This window comes from Pseudomonas sp. F220 (genome assembly GCF_057813935.1).
Genome location: NZ_JBVASJ010000010.1, coordinates 81,299 through 97,964, shown reverse-complemented (window position 1 = coordinate 97,964; position 16,666 = coordinate 81,299). Strand labels below are relative to the sequence as shown.

Below are 16,666 nucleotides of genomic sequence, written 5' to 3'. Positions count from 1 at the left end.
GGATGGGCTGAAGATCTTTTAGCGGTAAATGATCACAACAGATTCGGTGCCACCACCGAATCAATCTGCGCCCAATGCGAGGTATCTTCGCGATGGCTCTGCAAATACGGCAACACCGCCGCCAGTAACGGCGCCTTGAACGCCTCCTGAAAGCGATGAGCCAACCCGGGAATCAACTTCAACTGACTGCCCTGGATATGCGCTGCCAAATGCACTCCATGCATCACCGGCAGCAACGGGTCGGCGGTGCCGTGCACCACCAGCGTCGGCACCCGCAAGTGGTTGAGCAATGCCACCCTGCTCGGTTCAGCGAGGATCGCCATGATCTGGCGCTTCACGCCTTCAGGGTTGAACGCCCGGTCGTAAGAGACCGCCGCCTGATGCAGCAGCGCCTGCCGATCATCCACCACCTGCGGACTGCCCAACGCCGCCAGCAAATCCGCCTGTTGCTCGAGCGCCACCTCGCGGTTCGGCGCACTGCGCCGTGAGAGCAATTGCACCAGCGCTGCGTTCGGCGCCGGCAAACCTTCGGCACCGGAACTGGTCATGATCAGGGTAAGGCTTTCCACCCGTTGCGGCGCCATCGCCGCCATATGCTGGGCAATCATCCCGCCCATGCTCGCACCCAGCACGTGGAACTGCTGCACATGCAAGGCATCCATCAGGCCCAACGCATCGTCAGCCATGTCAGTGAGCGTATACGGTGCAGACACCGGCAAACCGAGTTTGTAGCGCAACACCTCAAAAGTCAGGTTCGCGCTGGCCGGTGCCTGGCGCCAGGTAGAGAGCCCGACATCGCGGTTGTCATAACGAATCACCCGAAAGCCCTGCTGACACAGCGCGACCACCACCTCGTCCGGCCAATGAATCAACTGCCCACCCAGTCCCATCACCAGCAGCAATGCCGGGTCCGACGCGCGGCCAATGCTCTGATAGGCCAAGCTGACCTGAGCCAGCTCGACCTGTTGGGTCGGTACGTTGACATCGCACCGTGACGCCGCAAAAGACGGCAGGCCGAACACCAACGCGACCAGAAAAAGTGCCGCTTGAAAAAACAATGCACGCATGAAAAACACCAAAACGCAGAACCCCAGTAGAGCGCGAGTCTGATGAACTTTGATCAAGCGCGCTGCCACAGTTGCGTGACAGTTTGATGAATGCCGCTGAGTGGTCTTTTTAGCGACCGCGTTATCGTTCATCGCGAGCAAGCTCGCTCCCACACTTGACCGAGTTCAGCCGCCGAATTTTCGGCTAACACAGATCTAATGTGGGAGCGGGCTTGCTCGCGATGGCGTCCGAACTGGCGCTATAGGGCGTTAAGCCAACTGATCCCTCAACTGCCGCGCCGCCGCGACCATGTTCACCAGGGCCGCTTCTGTTTCCGGCCAGGCGCGGGTTTTCAGGCCGCAGTCGGGATTGACCCATAGCCGTTCGGCGGGGATACGTTTGACCGCTTTGCTCATCAGCTTGACCATCTCGGCGGTGTCCGGCACCCGTGGCGAGTGGATGTCGTAGACGCCCGGACCGATATCGTTCGGGTAGTCAAATGCCTCGAAGGCTTCCAGCAGTTCCATGTCCGAGCGCGAAGTCTCGATGGTGATCACGTCGGCATCCATGGCTGCGATGGACCGGATCACGTCGTTGAATTCGCTGTAACACATGTGGGTGTGGATCTGGGTTTGGTCTTGTACGCCCGAGGCTGCGAGGCGGAAGGCTTCCACGGCCCAATCCAGATATTCCTGCCATTGCGCACGGCGCAGTGGCAAGCCTTCGCGGAAAGCGGCTTCGTCGATCTGGACGATTTTGATCCCGGCCTTTTCCAGATCGACTACTTCGTCACGCAGGGCCAGCGCCAATTGCCGGGCCTGGACTTTGCGTGATACGTCTTCGCGCGGGAAGGACCACATCAGCATGGTCACCGGGCCAGTCAGCATGCCTTTCATGACCTTGTCGGTCAGGCTCTGGGCATATTGAATCCAGTCCACGGTCATGGCATTCGGGCGGCTCAGGTCGCCGAAGATAATCGCCGGTTTCACGCAGCGCGAACCGTAACTCTGGACCCAGCCAAAGCGGGTGAACAGGTAACCGTCGAGCTGCTCGGCAAAGTACTCGACCATGTCGTTGCGCTCGGCTTCACCGTGGACCAGCACGTCGAGCCCCAGGCGTTCCTGGACTTGCACGGCGTGGCGGATCTCGCTGTGCATGGCGTCGGTGTAGTCGTTGGCCGACAGTTTGCCCTGCTTGAAGGCCTGACGTGCGAGGCGAATCGATGCGGTCTGCGGGAACGAACCGATGGTGGTGGTCGGGAACGCCGGCAGTTGCAAACGAGCGCGTTGCACCTCAATGCGCTTGGAGAATGGCGATTGACGCTGGCTGTCGGCGGCGCCGATGGCGGCGATGCGGGCCTGAACCTCTGCTTTGTGGATGCGCGGCGACTGGGCGCGGCTGGCCTGTACAGCGCGGCTATCCGCCAGTGCGGCTTGCACGTTTGCCGCGTGCGGGTTGTTCAAGGCATCGCGCAGCACCGCAATTTCGCCACACTTTTGTACGGCAAATGCCAGCCAGCTTTTCAGCTCGACATCGAGTTTGTCTTCGCGGCCCAAGTCTACCGGGCTGTGCAGCAGCGAACAGGAACCGGCCACCCAGAGGTTGTCGCCGAACCGTTGTTGCGCGATGTGCAGTTGTTCCAGCGCCTGTTCCAGCTCGCAGCGCCAGACGTTGCGGCCGTTGACCAGGCCAATGGACAAGACTTTGTAAGTCGGTAGACGATCAAGCACCGCCGCCAGTTGCTCAGGAGCGCGCACCGCGTCGATGTGCAGGCCATCCACCGGCAGGCCGACGGCCAGGCCAAGGTTGTCTTCCAGGCCACTGAAGTAGGTCGCCACGAGTTTTTTCAGCGGCGAGTATTGCAGGATGTGGTAGGCGCGCTCGAAGGCGTTTTTCCATTCCTGCGGCAGGTCCAGGGTAAGGATCGGCTCGTCGATCTGCACCCATTCCACACCTTGGGCCGCCAGACGACCTAGGATTTCGCCGTAGATCGGCAGCAAGCGCTCCAACAGGTCGAGCTTGTCGAAGTCGTCGCCTTTGGCCTTGCCCAGCCACAAGTAGGTCAGCGGGCCGATGATCACCGGTTTCACCTTGTGACCCAGTGCCAGTGCTTCATCGACTTCGTCGAACAGCTGCTCCCAGCTCAGTTTGAACGACTGATCAGCGCTGAATTCAGGGACCAGGTAGTGGTAATTGGTATCGAACCACTTGGTCAGTTCCTGAGCGTATTGCGCCTTGGCATGCTCGCCGCCGCAGCAGGCAGTGGCGCCGCGAGCCATGGCGAACAGGGTGTCGAGGGTTGGCAGGCCTCGGGCATCTTTGACGCTGTCGAAGCGCGCCGGGATCACTCCGAAGGTCAGCGAATGGCTCAGCACCTGGTCGTACCAGGCGAAGTCGCCCACCGGCAGCAAGTCGATACCCGCATCTTTCTGCAGTTGCCAGTGTTTGGCCCGCAGTTCACGGCCAACCGTTTGCAGAGCGCTCTGGGTGAGGTCGCCCTTCCAGTAGGATTCGAGGGCTTTTTTCAGTTCACGGTCAGCACCGATGCGCGGAAAACCAAGATTGTGGGCCAGGGCCATGACGACATTCCTCCATAAAAGATGGTGCTATTGTCGACACCCCATGCAACATGAGACAAACTCAACCTTTTCGTGTTGATCACAAAGTTTATTCATGGAGGCCACGGTGCTGGAAATCCGTCATCTGAAGACCCTGCACGCCTTGCGCGAAGCAGACAGCCTGGTAGAAGCCGCCGAGCGCTTGCACCTGACCCAATCCGCGCTGTCCCACCAGTTCAAGGAGCTTGAGGAACGGCTGGGGATGCAGCTGTTCGTGCGCAAGACCAAACCGGTGCGTTTCACCAGCGCCGGGTTGCGTCTGTTGCAACTGGCCGACGCCACTCTGCCGCTGTTGCGCGGGGCCGAACGGGATATCGCGCGGTTGGCCGGAGGCACTGCCGGGCGGTTGCACATGGCCATCGAATGCCACAGTTGCTTCCAGTGGCTGATGCCGACCATCGATCAGTTCCGCGATGCCTGGCCAGAGGTTGAGCTGGACCTGGCTTCGGGTTTCTCTTTCGCTCCCCTGCCCGCCCTGGCCCGTGGCGATCTGGATTTGGTGGTGACCTCTGACCCGTTGGAACTGACCGGTATCACTTATGTACCGCTGTTCACCTACGAAGCGATGCTCGCGGTGGCCAACCAGCATCGGTTGGCGAACAAGCCGTACATCGTGCCGGAAGATTTGCTCAGCGAAACCTTGATCACCTACCCGGTGGAACGGGACCGGCTGGACATCTTCACCCGTTTTCTGGAGCCAGCGGATATCGAACCGGCGCAGGTCCGCACCTCAGAGCTGACAGTGATGATGATGCAGTTGGTGGCCAGCGGTCGTGGCGTGTGCGGCATGCCCCACTGGGCTCTGCATGAGTACAGTTCACGGGGTTATGTGAAGGCCAAGCGGTTAGGCGACAAAGGTTTGTTTGCGACGCTGTATGCGGGCATTCGAGCCGACATGCTCGATGCGCCGTACATGCGCGACTTTTTGCTGACGGCCAAAGACACCTCATTCTCGACCCTGGATGGGGTGAGTGCGGTGCGCTAAAAGCCGAAACACTGATCCCTTGTAGCAGCTGGCGAAGCCTGCGTTCGAGTGCGTAGCGCTCGTGAATCCTGTATTTCCCGATCGACCTTCAGAATCGCGGTGTCAGGTTTTACGACTGCTACGCAGCCGAACGCAGGCTCCGCCAGCTGCTACAGGGGATTTGCGTCGCTCGTCGCCACTTCCCGCCACATATGGATCTTGTCGAGGTACTCCACTCCCACCCTCACCGCCAACGGCTCGAGCCCGAACTGCACAAAACCGCAGCGTTGATACAGGGCAAACGCCGCGTCATTGCCGGCGGTGACGGTCAGTTGAATCAGTTTCAACCCTTCATGCGCTCGCGCCTCGGCGAGTACGGCGTGCACCAGTTGATAGCCCAACCCGCTATGGCGAGACCCGGCAGATACGTACATGCCAAACAGCGTGGCCTTGTGCCGGGCTTTTTCCCGTGGCTCAAAGGCCAGACCGACAATGCCCACGAGGTTGTCGTCTGCAAACGCACCGAGCACCCGATCCAGATCGCTGCTTAGCCGTGACGCCCACCAGGCCAATGGCATCGCGGCACGCTCGGCAACGCTGGAGGTGAACGCCTCGGGATGCAGTCCGTAGGCTTCAAGCATCAACGCCCGATACTGCGTGGCGTGTTGTTGGCTGAGGCGTTGAATGGTCATGGCGTCTTCAAATCAGCGGTGAAAAATAGCTCATGCGGATGGCTCCTTCATCAAGCAGTCCGACGTTGTTCGAGCATCAACCGCACCGCGAGTGCGGCCAGCACAAAGCCCATGAAATAGCGTTGTACCGCCAGCCACAGCGGGTTGTGGACGAACCACGCTGCAATTCCGGAGGCAAACACTGCGATCAGCAGGTTGACTAAAAAGCTCACGCTGATCTGGGTCAGGCCAAGGATGATGCTCTGGCTGAACACCGAGCCGTGCTCGGGGTTGATGAACTGCGGAAACACCGACAGGTAGAACACCGCGATTTTCGGGTTCAGTGCGCTGGTGAGAAAGCCCATCAAGATCAGTTTTCTTGAGGAGTCCGGCGGCAGTTGCTGGGCCTCGAACGGCGAGCGCGCTCCAGGTTTTAGTGCCTGCCAGGCCAGCCACAGGAGGTACAGCGCGCCGGCCCATTTCAGCACTTCATAGGCCATTGGTACGGCGAGAAACACCGCCGTCAAACCCGCCGCTGCGGCGAACAGGTGCACGAAGAAACCCGCCACCACCCCCAGCAATGAGGTCACGCCGGCTTTACGGCCCTGGCAGATCGAACGGGAAATCAGGTAGATCATGTTCGGCCCTGGCGTGAGCACCATCAGCAGTGCGGCGCCGGCGAACAACAATAAGTCTTGAGTGGGAATCATGGGGCAGTCCTTTGTCCTCTAAATATCAGGCGGGAGTCGCTTGCGATGCTCGATAAAACGGCAAAATCAGGTCCCGTGTCAATGGCGCCAGCACCAGACCGCCATCAGTGGCCGGATCGATCCAGACCACTTCTTCGATCTCCGCTGCGGGGGCCACGTGGGAGGCGATGTTCAGCTGGTAAAGTTCGGCTTCCACCACAAAACCCGGCTCGTTGGCGGCTGGAGCACAGAACTTGCCCAGGTAACGGGCTGCCGTCGTCTCGATACGCAATCCGAGTTCTTCTTCCAGCTCACGCTTCAGCGCCGCCACCGGTTGCTCATGAATGTCTATCTTGCCGCCCGGCTGCATGAAAGCCTGAGTGCCGCGCTTGCGCACCAACAGGGTTCGACCGTCCGGGCCGATCAGCAGCGCGGCGGCGACGCGGATGATGGAGGGGGATGTTGCGGTTGGTGAAAGAGTCATGGATGAAAAAGGGCCTTGGGCTCAAAGGCGCAAGGATCCCATGGGGCTTGGCATCGGTGCAATTGAGCCCGATACAAATCCCCTGGTGCTTACTTACGCCGTAGCGACCTCCACCTCTTCCGGCACTTTGACAAAGATGTTGTACTTGGCCCCTTCCATCGCTTCAAAGGCGATCAACTTATCCACCAGCGGTCCATTCAGCACCTTGCCGGCATTAAGCAGGAGCATACCGTTGTCGGCATTGAGGTTACGCGCCAGCACCATGCCGGGCGCCACATCGCGGGTGCTCAGTACTTTGACCATTGGATCGTCGACGGTGACATCACTCAAGTACGCGGCACAGACTTGAACGAAATCCTCCACCAGTTCCGGATCGTATAGTTTGCCGGCATATTTGCGGATGAATACCAGCGCTTCATCGCTGTTCATCTGCCGCTCCAGGATCAGCCCGCGCTGCAGTTCGATGAAGTCCACCGCCAGTTTCAACAGCCGTGAGCCTAAAGGAATGGCCTCGCCCTTGAGGTGGTCGGGAAAACCGCTGCCGTCCCAACGCTCCTGATGATGAAGGATCAAGCGCGCCGCATCCTTCATCGGATCCAGGGTCATCAACAGCGACTCGCTCTGTTTCGGATACTCCCGGTAACACTCGCGATCGGCGTGGTGCAGCAAGTCGGAAGGCGCGGTCATCATGCTGTCGCTCCAGCTCAACTTACCGATGTTGTAGAGCGCCGCGGCCATGGTCAGATCGCGACTGCTGGCCTCATCCAGCCCATGAGATTTGCAGTAGACGCGCACCAGTTCGATGATCTGCCGGTTGGTCTGCTTGGCTGGCGGTAAACGCAGATTGGCCAACAGCGAGAACACTTCGGTGCCCGTGACGTAACTGTGTTTGAGCTCTTCGTAGGCCAGATCGAGCATGTCTGCCGTTTGCTGCAGTTCAGCAGTGCGGGCCGCAACGTGCTTTTCCAGCGTCGCGTTCAGCGACTTCAATTGATCATTCTGCGTACGGATCAACTGCTCAAGGCGCTGGCGTTCGCGCTCGGAATGCTGATGGGCCAGGGTCTGGCGCAAGGTCAACAGCATTTCTTCATCGTTCCAGGGTTTGCTGATGTAACGATGGATCTGCCCTTCGTTGATCGCTTTGATGATCATCGTCAGATCCGCATAACCGGTCAGCAAAATGCGTGTGGTCGAAGGATGACGCCGATGAATTTCCGCCAGCAAGGTGGCGCCATCCATAGTCGGCATGCGCGCATCGGTCATCACCAGGTCGATCGGTTGCTGCGCCATGACCTCCAGGGCCTGCTCGCCACTATTGGCCAGTATCACGTCGTAAGGCTGGCTACGCAGCAGACGGCGCAGACTGTTGAGGATCGATTCTTCATCATCGACCAGCAGCACTTTGGGCCTGTAGGCCGAAGTGGTCGCAGGTTGCTCATCCATGGCGTTACCTCATTTCAACACTGAGACAGTCATTCTTTGGGCAATCAAGGAAATATCCGCTATTTCCTGAGTTTGAACTACAGGCTAGCCGATTTTCACTCCATTCGAGGTCGAATTGATGTCATGCGTCCGGTGAACTCAGTGGAGCCAGTCTATGCTCAGGGTCTCGGATCCAATTTCTGTACCCGCATGCCCCATGATCAGGTAAGGATGCCACATGAACTCAACGCACATGACGGCCGTTTTCCTTGGTGCACACCGATGAAAGCGCTGCAGGAGCGTGCAAACCGACGAATTCTGATCGTTGATGACACCGCTTCGATTCATCAGGACTTTTACAAGATCCTCAGCCCGCAAGCGCTTGATGAGGACGCACTGAGCAGCGCCGAAGAGGCACTGTTCGGCTCTGCGGTGGCCGTTTCCTTCCAGAGCTTTGTGCTCGACTCGGCGTTTCAGGGCCTCGAAGCCCTGAGCAAGGTGGAGTCGGCGCTTGCCGACGACATGCCGTACGCCATGGCCTTCATCGATATGCGCATGCCACCCGGCTGGGATGGACTGGAAACCATCGAGCGCCTCTGGCAGGTCGACTCCAGGCTGCAAGTCGCGCTCTGCACCGCGTACTCCGATTACTCGTGGGAAGACATCGCCGAGCGTCTCAATCTGGGTGACCGACTGCTGATTCTGAAAAAACCCTTCGATGCGATCGAAATTCGTCAGATGGCCAGTGCGATGACGGTCAAATGGCAGATGACCGAAGACGCTGCACTGAAAATGAATCTACTGGAACAGGCTGTCGAGGAGCGCACCCGGGAATTGTCCGACGCCAATATCATTGTGCAGAACAGTCCGACCATCCTTTATCGCCTGCGCGGTGAGCCTTCGTTCCCGCTGATGTACATCTCCCACAACATCACCAAGTTCGGTCACGTCGCAGCCCAACTGGTAGCGTCGGCCAATTGGGCCAAGGAGCTGATTCATGCCGACGATCAGGAGAAAGTCGACGCCGCCATGGCTCGGGTACTGGACAGGCACGCCGCGGGCGCGTCCATCGAGTTCCGCCTGCGCACCGGCGACGGCGCCTGGCGATGGGTCGAGAACCGCTATATTCCGGTGCGCGATGGTGAAGGTCGGTTGCTGGAAGTCGAAGGAATCATCATCGACATCACTGAGCGCAAGGCCGCTGAGGAAAAGATCTCCCTGCTGGCGCGCACCGACGGGCTAACCGGCCTGGCCAACCGTGCCACCCTGATCGAGCGCCTGCACCAGGCCTTCGCCGCGGCCCGACGCGGTGCCACGCCCTTTGCGATGTTCTATCTGGATCTGGATCACTTCAAACGGATCAACGACACCCTCGGCCACCCCGTGGGTGATTTGTTGCTGCAAGAAGTCTCCCGGCGTATCAAGGCCTGTGTGCGCGAAAACGATGTCGTTGCGCGCCTGGGCGGCGACGAGTTCGCAATACTGCAGCTGGACATGGGCGACCCGACTCACTCCGCAGCCTTGGCGGCGAAGGTCCGCGATGCGCTGGTCCTGCCCTACTCGCTGGATGGCAACGACGTGCGAGTGTCTGTCAGCATCGGTATCAGCACCTACACGTCAGACAGCATTAGCGCCGATAACCTGCTGATCCAGGCTGATATGGCGCTGTACCGATCAAAGGAAAAGGGCCGCAACCAGTACCACTTCCACTCAGAGGAGATCAATCAGGAGGTGGTCGACCGGATGACCCTGGCCAACGATTTGAAACAGGCCATCGAACAGGGCGAGCTCGAACTGCACTATTTACCTGAAGTCGATCTGAGTTCGGGGAAAATCCTTGGCATGGAAGCCCAAGTGCGCTGGAACCACCCCGAGCGCGGCCTGTTGGAGGCTGATGTGTTCCTCCCTGCGGCCGAGAAAACCGGGACCATCATTGCCCTCGGGCATTGGATTCTGGACCAGGCCTGTCAGCAAATGCGCCAATGGCGCGACCAGGGCATGGCGCCACCGGTGATTGCGATCAAGCTCTCTTTGGCCCAGCTCAAGAGCGGCCCGGACTTGATCTATGACGTCCTCAGGACCACCGCCCGCTGGACTTTGTGCCCTTGGGATCTGCGGTTCGACGTCACTGAAGCGACCCTGGCCCAGACCAAATGGACCCATAACGATGTACTGCCACGCTTGCGGGAGCTTGGGGTGAAGATCGCCATTGACGATTTCGGCACCGAGTACTCCTCGTTCGACTACCTCAAGACCTACCAGGTCAACCATCTGAAGATTGCCCAGGCCTTCATCGACAGCGCCACGCGGGATCCGGCCAGCGCCACGACCCTGCGTGCCATCATCAATTTCGCCCGCGAAGTCGGTATCGGCATCATCGCCGAAGGCGTGGAAACCCAGGAGCAACGAACCTCACTGATGTCCACCGGCTCGCCGATGAATGCTCAGGGTTTCTACTTCAGCAAAGCGGTCAGCAGCCAGCAGGCGGTGCAACTGTTGATGGCCGGCAGCATCGTGCCGATGTCCCCTGCTGACATCTCGATTCCTGAGGTCGAGGACTCGGACTGCCCACCGGAGGCCACGCGATGAAGCCGTCTTTCGCCATTGCCAACCGACGCATTCTGATCATTGACGATACGCCGTCGATCCATGAGGACTTTCGCAAGATCCTGAGCCCTGCACCTGCGAGCGAACAGACCCTGGCCAGTACCGAAGAGGCCCTGTTCGGCACTGCACAGCCTGCACGCCCGACCTTCAGCCTCGACTCGGCCTACCAGGGCCAGGAGGCCTTGAAACTGGTCGAGCGCGCCCGGGCCGAAGGCCGGCCTTACGCCATGGCGTTCACCGACCTGCGCATGCCGCCCGGCTGGGACGGGCTGGAAACCATCGAGCACCTATGGAAGGTCGACCCTCATCTGCAGATCGCGCTGTGCACGGCGTATACCGACTATTCCTGGGAAGCGATGGCCGAACGCCTGGAGTTCAGCGACCAGTTACTGGTGCTGAAAAAACCCTTCGACAGCCTGGAAATACGCCAGATGGCCAGCGCGCTGACCTGGAAATGGCAGATGGCTCAGGATGCAGCGTTAAAAATGCTCAGCCTGGAGCGAACCATTGAGGACCGCGTCCAGGAGTTGCTGAAAGTCTCCCATCTGTTGCAGTACGACGTACTCACCGACCTGCCCAACAGCACCCTGCTTGGTGACCGGTTGACCCAATCCCTGGCGCTCTCCAGGCGCCATGACAAGCAACTGGCGGTGATGTTTCTAGGTCTGGATCGCTTCAAACGTATCAACAATGCGCTTGGGCATCCGATTGGCGATGAGATGCTAAAACGGGTTGGTCAGCGCCTGGTCGCGACCGTGCGCAAGTCCGACTCGGTGTTTCGCTACGGTTCCGACGAGTTCGTGGTGATCCTCGCTGACATTCATCATCCCCAGCAAACCAGGGGCATCGCCGAAAAACTCTTGAGCGCGGTGAGTACCCCCCAGCACATTGCCGGCCATGACTTGTGCGTCACCACCAGCTTGGGCATCAGCATTTATCCCGAGGATGGCTTCGATGCCTTGGCGCTAATCAAGAAAGCCGAAACTGCCATGCGCAACGTCAAGGACAGCGCGCCGAACGATTTCGGCTTCTTCATCGACGACATGAACCAGCGTGCCCGTGAACAACAAAACATCGAATCCGGTATCCGCCTCGCCCTGGAGCGCAAAGAGTTTGTCCTGCATTACCAGCCCAAGCTAGACCTTAGATCCGGCAAAGTGGTCGGTGCCGAAGCGCTGATTCGCTGGTGCAAACCCGGACACGGCTGGGTCTATCCGTCAGACTTCATTTCCATCGCCGAAGACAGCGGCCTGATCGTCCCGCTGAGCAAATGGGTGTTGGGCGAAGCCTGCCGGCAAGCCTGCGCCTGGCAGGCCGCCGGGCTGTCGCCGATCAGCATGTCGGTGAACGTTTCCGCCATCGATTTTCGTCAGCGCGGTTTTGTAGACGGCATTGTTCAAATACTGGCACAAACCGGTCTCGATCCGACCTTGCTCGAACTTGAGATCACCGAAAGCGTGCTGATGCAAAACGTCGACGCCACCGTGGAGACCCTGCGGGCCATCAAGGCGCTGGGGGTTCGGCTGACTATCGATGATTTCGGCACCGGCTACTCCAGCTTGAGTTACCTGCGACGGTTTCCCATCGACGTGTTGAAAATCGACCAGTCTTTTGTTCGCGGTCTGAGCAACGACAGCAATGACGCAGCCTTGGTCTGTGCCATCATCAGCCTGGGTAAAAGCCTCAACCTGAACATCATCGCCGAAGGCGTGGAAACCCTTGAGCAACTGGACTTCCTCAAGGCCCATCACTGCGAGGAAGGTCAGGGTTATTACTTCAGCGAAGCGATAGAGGCCCAGGCTTTCGCCCAGCTACTGACGAGGGGAGGACTGCAAGCGCCGCCTGACGAATAGACCAACACTTCGATTACTCAGGTTTAACGACACTCAGGCAACCTGCCAAGGAATCATCAGATGTCGCTACACGGACCCAGCCTGGTTTTCGCTCTGTTGCTCGGGGTTTGCCTGACAACGAGCGCCGCCCCACTCGACGAACCACTCAAACCACTGCCGCCGCCCCCTTACCAGGATCCCCAGCGTATAGAGCTGGGTCGACAGCTATTCAACGAGACACGCTTATCGGTCAATAACAGCCTGTCCTGTGCCAGTTGTCATCAGCTGGAAAAAGGTGGCGCCGATGACAAGCCGTTTTCCCTCGGCTTCGACGGCAATCCGGTGGCGGTCAACACCCCTAGCGTGTTAAACGCCAGCCTGAATTTCAAACAGTTCTGGAACGGTCGGGCCGATACCCTGGAAGCGCAGGCCCACGACGTCGTGCAAAGCCCCACCGAGATGGGCAACAACTGGAAAAACGTGGTCGAAACACTTTCCGCCGACCCGGCCTACCACTCGAGCTTCAGCGCGGCTTACCCGGACGGCGTAACAGCCGCCAACGTGCAGAATGCTCTGGCGACCTACGAACGCACCCTCTTGAGCAGCAACTCACGCTTCGACCAATACCTGCTCGGCAACACCGATATCCTGACGCTGGATGAAAAGTACGGTTACCAGCGTTTCAAGGATTACGGCTGTATCTCCTGCCATCAGGGGGTAAACATCGGTGGCAACATGTTTCAGAAGCTCGGTGTGATGGGTGACTACTTCCAGGCCCGAGGTCATCCGACCGAGTCCGATCTGGGGCGTTACCTGGTGACCCAGGATGAAGAGGACCGCAACGTCTTCAAGGTACCCAGCCTGCGTAATGTCGCGGTGACCGCCCCGTATTTCCACGATGCGTCGGCCAGGACACTCGAGGAAGCGCTCGATGTGATGTTCAAGTATCAGCTGGGACGCGTCCCTTCCGAGCAGGACAAGACCTTGATCATCCAGTTCCTCAAAACCCTGACCGGTGAATGGAAAGGCAAGCCGTTATGAAGGTATCCCGCAGCCTCAGCCAGATATTACTGACGGGGATGACCCTGCTGCTCGCCTCCACGCTGCTGTTCCTGTACCTCAAGTCCAGCTCCGATCAAACCCTGACCTATACCGAATCACGGGATCTGATCGCGCAGATAAAACAGCTGAACGCGCAGTGGGAAACTGAGGTGCTCAAGGCCAGAGTGGCTATCACCCACAACTATGACCCACTGGTTTCGCCGCTGACCGAGATGACCCGTCTTTGGGACCGGTTCGACACGATGGAGTCCAGCCATGGCCGCAATGACTCGGCACAATGGCAGACCAGCCATGACGCCTACCTGAATGCCATCAAGGAAAAAACCCGACTGGTGGAGCAGTTCAAATCCCACAACGCCGTGTTGCGTAACTCCCTGGCATTTCTGCCGACCGCCGAAGACGATATTCAGGGCCCGCTCGCCCGCCTCCAGGACAGTGACAAACTGCTGCTGCAAAACATCGCCACCGACACCTACGACCTATTGCTCAGCAGCCTTGAGTTCGCTCAAGTCACCTCCGATGACAAAGCCGCCGACATCCTGGTAGGCCTTAACAAACTCTCGGTGAACCAGGGGAGTCTTCCGGAGGAGTTCCGCGGCCCGGTGGAGATTCTGAGCAACCACATCGCGCTAATCCTTCGCGAACAGCCGGTGGTCAATTCCTTGCTGGAGAAAATCACTGTGATCCCGGTAGCCGAGCGCCTGGACGACATCACCAACCTGCTTAATCGAGACCAGCAACAGAACAATGCCACCAACCGCAAATACCACCTCTACATGCTGGTGTTCTCGACGCTGCTGGTCGTATTGCTGCTGTACCTGGCGATTCGCTTGTTGCGCAGTTTCGCGGTGATCAACCGCGTCAACAAGGACCTGCAAGCGGCCAATGAGAGCCTCGAACAACGGGTCGAAGAACGCACCCGTGAACTCAAAAACACCCAGAGCGAACTGCTGGATACCGCGCGTCAGGCCGGGATGGCCGAGATCGCGACCAACGTGTTGCATAACGTCGGCAATGTGCTCAACAGCGTAAATATCTCCGCTGACCTGGTCACCCGCAAACTGCGGACCAGCAAGGCCCTCGGGTTGGGCAAGGCCATGCAATTGATCAACGAACACTCGCACGACCTTGGCGAATTCATCACCCGGGACGAAAAAGGAAAGCTGTTGCCGGGGTACCTGAACCAATTGGTGGACGCCATCGCCGTCGAGCAACACAGCATCACTGACGAATTGACCCAGTTGAGCAAAAGCGTTGATCACATCAAAGACATCGTCGCCACCCAACAATCCTATGCCGGGGCCTCCAGCCTGGTGGAACCGCTGCACGTCAGTGACCTGCTCGAAGATGCCCTGCGCATGAACTCCGGCGCCCTGACCCGGCACCATGTAACGGTGGTCAAGGACTACAACGATGTGCCGCAGGTGATGGGCGATAAACACCGGTTGCTATTGATTCTGATCAACCTGATCAGCAACGCCAAATACGCGATGTCCGACCTCCGTGATCGGCCTCGGCAAATGACCTTGGGGGTGAAGGTCATCGACGACGCGACCTTGCAGGTGAGCGTCAAGGATGAAGGTGAGGGGATCGCGCCCGAAAACATGACGCGGATCTTTGCCCACGGTTTCACCACCCGCAAGGAGGGCCACGGGTTCGGCCTGCACAGCTGCGCCCTGGCCGCCATCGAGATGAACGGCCGCCTCACCGTCCACAGCGACGGCCAGGGCAAGGGCGCGCTGTTCACCTTGCAGATCCCCTTGATAACCGCAGCAGGTCAAGCATGAACAACCTGTCGAACCGACGCATTCTGCTGATTGATGACACGCCGTCGATCCATGAAGACTTTCGCAAGATCCTCACCCCACAAGCGGACCAAAACGCCGACCTGGACCTGATGGAAACTGCGTTGTTCGGCAGCGAGGCCAAGCGCACACGCACAGTGTTCGAACTGGATTCAGCCTACGGGGGTCAGGAAGGTCTGGGCAAACTCCTCGACGCCTCAAAGAACAATCGGCCTTACGCGCTGGCCTTCGTCGACATGCGCATGCCCGAGGGCTGGGATGGCGCGCAAACCATCGAACACTTGTGGGAAGAGGATCCGCGCCTGCAAGTGGTGGTCTGCACCGCCTATTCCGATTATTCCTGGGAAGAGCTGCTCGACCGCCTGCAGGCCCACGACCGGCTGCTGATTCTGAAAAAACCCTTCGACAATATCGAAGTTCAGCAGATGGCCAATACCCTCACCACCAAGTGGGAAATGACCGAGCGAGCGCAGATGCAGATGAGCCATCTGGAACAGATGGTCGAGCAATGGACCCAGGAGTTCAAACAGGCCAGCGCGGCCCTGCAACGGGAAACCGACGAACGTAAACAGCTGGAAGGCCAGCTGGTGCAATCAGAGAAACTGGCCTCCCTTGGCCAATTGGCGGCCGGCGTCGCCCATGAAATCAACAATCCCATCGGCTTCATTTCCTCCAACCTCGGCACGCTGAACGGCTACTTCAACCATTTGCAGGAAATGCTCGACGCCTATCGCAATGCCGAAGAAGCCATCAGTTCGAGCGAACTTCTTGAGCGCCTGAAAAGCCTGCGTGAGCGGATCGAACTGGACTTCCTCAAGGAAGACATTCCGTTGCTGATCAAGGAGTCCAAGGAAGGCATTGGCCGGGTCGGACAAATCGTCAAAGACTTGAAGGACTTCTCCCGGGTGGACTCCAACCAACAGTGGCAGTGGACCAATCTGCAGCTTGGGATCGACTCGACCCTGAACATCGTCGCCAACGAACTCAAGTACAAGGCCGACGTGATCAAGGAGTATCAGGAGCTTCCCGAGATCGAATGCCTGCCGTCACAGATCAATCAGGTGATCATGAACCTGATCGTCAACGCCGCTCAGGCCATAGGGCCTGAACGCGGCACGATTACCCTGCGCAATGGCATTGAAGGGGAAACCGTCTGGTTGGAAGTGGCAGATACTGGCTCAGGCATTGCGCCGGAGAGTTTGCAAAAAATCTTCGATCCTTTCTTCACCACCAAACCGATCGGGCAAGGGACCGGGCTGGGCCTGTCGCTGTCCTACGGCATTGTGAAAAAGCATCATGGGGATATTTCAGTGCGCAGTGAAGTCGGTGTGGGGACAACGTTTCGGGTTGAATTACCGGTTAGGCAGTCGACATTGAACGGCTGATCCTGGTGGAGGAGCCTCCCCGTCTTCCACGCCGCACAGTCGCACAGTCGCACAGAGAACAGCTGTAGGAACACGGCTTG

Annotated in this window: 12 protein-coding genes; 6 read left to right on the top strand and 6 right to left on the bottom strand. The window is 58.7% G+C overall.

Annotated features, from left to right (window positions below; genetic code table 11):
• Positions 1–32 precede the first annotated feature (32 nt).
• Positions 33–1,067, bottom strand: a complete 1,035-nt coding sequence (locus ACZYSM_RS11870; RefSeq protein ID WP_489071678.1) for an alpha/beta fold hydrolase — start codon at positions 1,065–1,067, stop codon at positions 33–35.
• Positions 1,068–1,316: 249 nt separating this feature from the next.
• Positions 1,317–3,626, bottom strand: a complete 2,310-nt coding sequence (gene metE / locus ACZYSM_RS11865; RefSeq protein ID WP_489071677.1) for a 5-methyltetrahydropteroyltriglutamate--homocysteine S-methyltransferase — start codon at positions 3,624–3,626, stop codon at positions 1,317–1,319.
• Positions 3,627–3,732: 106 nt separating this feature from the next.
• Here metE and metR point away from each other — a divergent pair, with 106 nt between their 5' ends.
• Complete coding sequence (gene metR, locus ACZYSM_RS11860) at positions 3,733–4,650, top strand: transcriptional regulator MetR (protein ID WP_489071736.1); 918 nt, start codon at positions 3,733–3,735, stop codon at positions 4,648–4,650.
• 149 nt (positions 4,651–4,799) lie between these two features.
• On the opposite strand, the gene ACZYSM_RS11855 is transcribed toward metR, so the two are convergent.
• From ACZYSM_RS11855 to nosR, 4 genes are all read right to left on the bottom strand, one after another.
• Positions 4,800–5,321: a GNAT family N-acetyltransferase gene (locus ACZYSM_RS11855; protein WP_489071676.1), complete on the bottom strand. Its 522-nt coding sequence runs from the start codon at positions 5,319–5,321 to the stop codon at positions 4,800–4,802.
• Between the two features lie 50 nt (positions 5,322–5,371).
• Complete coding sequence (locus ACZYSM_RS11850; protein ID WP_489071675.1) at positions 5,372–6,010, bottom strand: LysE family translocator; 639 nt, start codon at positions 6,008–6,010, stop codon at positions 5,372–5,374.
• A 25-nt stretch (positions 6,011–6,035) separates the two neighbouring features.
• Positions 6,036–6,473, bottom strand: coding sequence for an NUDIX hydrolase (locus ACZYSM_RS11845; RefSeq protein ID WP_489071674.1), 438 nt, complete (start codon positions 6,471–6,473; stop codon positions 6,036–6,038).
• Positions 6,474–6,566: 93 nt separating this feature from the next.
• Entirely contained in the window at positions 6,567–7,916 is a 1,350-nt protein-coding gene (gene nosR, locus ACZYSM_RS11840; protein WP_489071673.1) for a response regulator c-di-GMP phosphodiesterase, NosR family, read from the bottom strand.
• Between the two features lie 261 nt (positions 7,917–8,177).
• Between nosR and ACZYSM_RS11835 the strand changes: the two genes are divergently transcribed.
• From ACZYSM_RS11835 to ACZYSM_RS11815, 5 genes are read left to right on the top strand one after another with little or no spacing between them, the layout of a single operon-like run.
• Entirely contained in the window at positions 8,178–10,484 is a 2,307-nt protein-coding gene (locus ACZYSM_RS11835) for a putative bifunctional diguanylate cyclase/phosphodiesterase (protein ID WP_489071672.1), read from the top strand.
• Positions 10,481–12,355, top strand: a complete 1,875-nt coding sequence (locus ACZYSM_RS11830) for a two-component system response regulator (protein ID WP_489071671.1) — start codon at positions 10,481–10,483, stop codon at positions 12,353–12,355. The genes ACZYSM_RS11835 and ACZYSM_RS11830 overlap by 4 nt, the downstream gene beginning before the upstream one ends.
• A gap of 60 nt (positions 12,356–12,415) precedes the next feature.
• Positions 12,416–13,375 carry a cytochrome-c peroxidase gene (locus ACZYSM_RS11825; protein ID WP_489071670.1) on the top strand — a complete coding sequence of 320 codons (960 nt, stop codon included), beginning with the start codon at positions 12,416–12,418 and terminating at the stop codon, positions 13,373–13,375.
• The gene (locus tag ACZYSM_RS11820) at positions 13,372–15,183 is read left to right on the top strand and encodes a DAHL domain-containing protein (RefSeq protein WP_489071669.1); all 1,812 of its coding nucleotides are present in this window, start codon (positions 13,372–13,374) and stop codon (positions 15,181–15,183) included. Before ACZYSM_RS11825 ends, ACZYSM_RS11820 begins: the two co-directional genes overlap by 4 nt.
• A complete protein-coding gene (locus tag ACZYSM_RS11815) occupies positions 15,180–16,586 on the top strand; it encodes an ATP-binding protein (RefSeq protein ID WP_489071668.1) in 1,407 nt (468 codons plus the stop codon). Before ACZYSM_RS11820 ends, ACZYSM_RS11815 begins: the two co-directional genes overlap by 4 nt.
• The last annotated feature ends 80 nt before the right edge of the window (positions 16,587–16,666 follow it).

What these genes read in the sequence shown, in the direction of transcription:
- ACZYSM_RS11870 (WP_489071678.1), bottom strand. Translation starts at nt 1,067, where the DNA reads ATGCGTGCATTGTTTTTTCAAGCGGCACTTTTTCTGGTCGCGTTGGTG.
- metE (WP_489071677.1), bottom strand. Translation starts at nt 3,626, where the DNA reads ATGGCCCTGGCCCACAATCTTGGTTTTCCGCGCATCGGTGCTGACCGT.
- ACZYSM_RS11855 (WP_489071676.1), bottom strand. Translation starts at nt 5,321, where the DNA reads ATGACCATTCAACGCCTCAGCCAACAACACGCCACGCAGTATCGGGCG.
- ACZYSM_RS11850 (WP_489071675.1), bottom strand. Translation starts at nt 6,010, where the DNA reads ATGATTCCCACTCAAGACTTATTGTTGTTCGCCGGCGCCGCACTGCTG.
- ACZYSM_RS11845 (WP_489071674.1), bottom strand. Translation starts at nt 6,473, where the DNA reads ATGACTCTTTCACCAACCGCAACATCCCCCTCCATCATCCGCGTCGCC.
- nosR (WP_489071673.1), bottom strand. Translation starts at nt 7,916, where the DNA reads ATGGATGAGCAACCTGCGACCACTTCGGCCTACAGGCCCAAAGTGCTG.
- ACZYSM_RS11835 (WP_489071672.1), top strand. Translation starts at nt 8,178, where the DNA reads ATGAAAGCGCTGCAGGAGCGTGCAAACCGACGAATTCTGATCGTTGAT.
- ACZYSM_RS11830 (WP_489071671.1), top strand. Translation starts at nt 10,481, where the DNA reads ATGAAGCCGTCTTTCGCCATTGCCAACCGACGCATTCTGATCATTGAC.
- ACZYSM_RS11825 (WP_489071670.1), top strand. Translation starts at nt 12,416, where the DNA reads ATGTCGCTACACGGACCCAGCCTGGTTTTCGCTCTGTTGCTCGGGGTT.
- ACZYSM_RS11820 (WP_489071669.1), top strand. Translation starts at nt 13,372, where the DNA reads ATGAAGGTATCCCGCAGCCTCAGCCAGATATTACTGACGGGGATGACC.
- ACZYSM_RS11815 (WP_489071668.1), top strand. Translation starts at nt 15,180, where the DNA reads ATGAACAACCTGTCGAACCGACGCATTCTGCTGATTGATGACACGCCG.